2 protein-coding genes and 1 pseudogene are annotated in these 1676 nt (G+C 41.0%); all 3 read right to left on the bottom strand.

Going from position 1 to position 1676, the window contains the following annotated elements:
* A pseudogene (locus ACM0OW_RS25700) lies at positions 1–405 on the bottom strand (hypothetical protein); the annotation flags it as partial.
* 350 nt (positions 406–755) lie between these two features.
* Positions 756–1007: a transposase gene (locus tag ACM0OW_RS25695; protein ID WP_414553548.1), complete on the bottom strand. Its 252-nt coding sequence runs from the start codon at positions 1005–1007 to the stop codon at positions 756–758.
* Between the two features lie 199 nt (positions 1008–1206).
* Positions 1207–1676, bottom strand: a 470-nt coding sequence (locus tag ACM0OW_RS25690; protein WP_414553547.1) for a transposase, incomplete at its 5' end; no start/stop codon positions are given.

The following is a 1676-nucleotide window of genomic DNA, read 5'->3' as shown; positions in this document are numbered from 1 at the left end:
TTCCATGCGTTGAAGAGAATCTGCGGCGGGTTTCATTTGCAGTTCCTCTTCTTCAGGGACTTCCATGCGTTGGACTTCTTCACTCTCAGGCGCATTAATTCGCTGTACCACATCTGCGGCTACCTTATCCGCTTCTTGCTCATACTTATCCCCAGGCTGACCAATGGACAGCTTCATCTGTATTCCTAGTGGCTGTCTTGGTGGATGGTACTTAAATATATTGAGATTTTGTATACCCTGCTCAGACTGTTCCACCTTTGCTGATTGGGCTTGTAAATTAGGATTTTGGGGTGTCTGTGGAACTGGCGTTTGGACGACAAAGCGGCGCGGTGCGAACTGATTTGAGGCTGGTGTATCAGAGTCTTTGGCAGAAGCTTTGGCGGTTTTGTATTGTCTGCTATACATTTACTCAATCCTCTATTTTGTTGTTGTACCAGCGCAGAAGTTTTCACCGCATTGCTTGGTCAACAATTACTTATAATAAATTTTACTCTAGCTTTTGGGAATTAAATAGCGATTAGCTTAACGACATGGCTACGCTGATCGCACCTTTCCACCACGGAATCTCATCAACAGGCGATCGCGCGAAACACTTTTGTCGCGCTAACACCTAGTTCGACCCAACCTACAAATATTTTATTTTTTTCAGAGTAATAAAAGAGCGCTAATCAACAGGCGATCGCATTCATTGCCGGATCTTACAATAATAAGGCAGCAAAGTATACTAGTACAGTACGGCGGAAATAAATAGACCATTAAATAGCCAAGACTTTACCCTTATATGTCCACTTAAAAGGTTTAGCCATTGTTTTATTAAAGTAGTCAATAAAATTGAGGATTCGATATTTCAAATCATCCTGACTGGTGAAACTTGCTCTTTTTAGTAGTTTACGAACTAAAATACTGAACCAAATTTCAATTTGATTGAGCCAAGAGGAATGTTTTGGGGTGTAATGGAAAACGATTTTATGTGTTGGATCTTTCAAAAAAGCAGCTCTTGTTTTCATGGATTTGAGTATACCGGAATGGCACTAAGATAACGGCAAATCCATTATTTATAAGGCTTTTGGGTGTGGGGTGTGGGGTGTGGGGTGTGGGGAATTAAGAAGTTGTTGAACACATGAACGTACTAAAATTCAATTTTATTAAACACTACACCCAACACCCTATCCCCAACACCCTGCCCTAACGAGATTTCGGCTTATCTTAGTGCCATTCGAGTATACCGCTTTCTCCCTTAATACCCACGTCTAGATTCAAACCTTCTTTTTCTGCAACTAAACGAACCAGCGACTCAGACTGATGAGTATTCAGACAATCCATAATTAAATGCCATTTTTTGGCATCGGGGTCGCTTTCAATAACTCGACGAATATGCTCAACAAAATCCTCCTCTGTTCTAGAATCTCCGCAACTTGGTTCAATAATTTGACCAGTAGCAATATCAAAACTAGCAATTAAACTTTGCGTACCATGACGGATATACTCAAACTCTCTTCTTTCAACTTTACCTGGTCTGATTGGTAAGTCTTTTTCTAAACGCTCAGTAGCTTGAATCCCGGTCATTTCATCAATGGATATTGTCCGCTCTCCGCTTTGATGACGTTCAATTGCACTGATATATAAACGGGAGCAACGCGATTTTGTGAGTTTGGACAAAAAACAAGCGATCGCTA

This window comes from Anabaena sp. CCY 0017 (genome assembly GCF_963920885.1).
Lineage (GTDB): Bacteria > Cyanobacteriota > Cyanobacteriia > Cyanobacteriales > Nostocaceae > Nodularia.
This window is presented reverse-complemented; position numbering and strand designations above follow the sequence as displayed.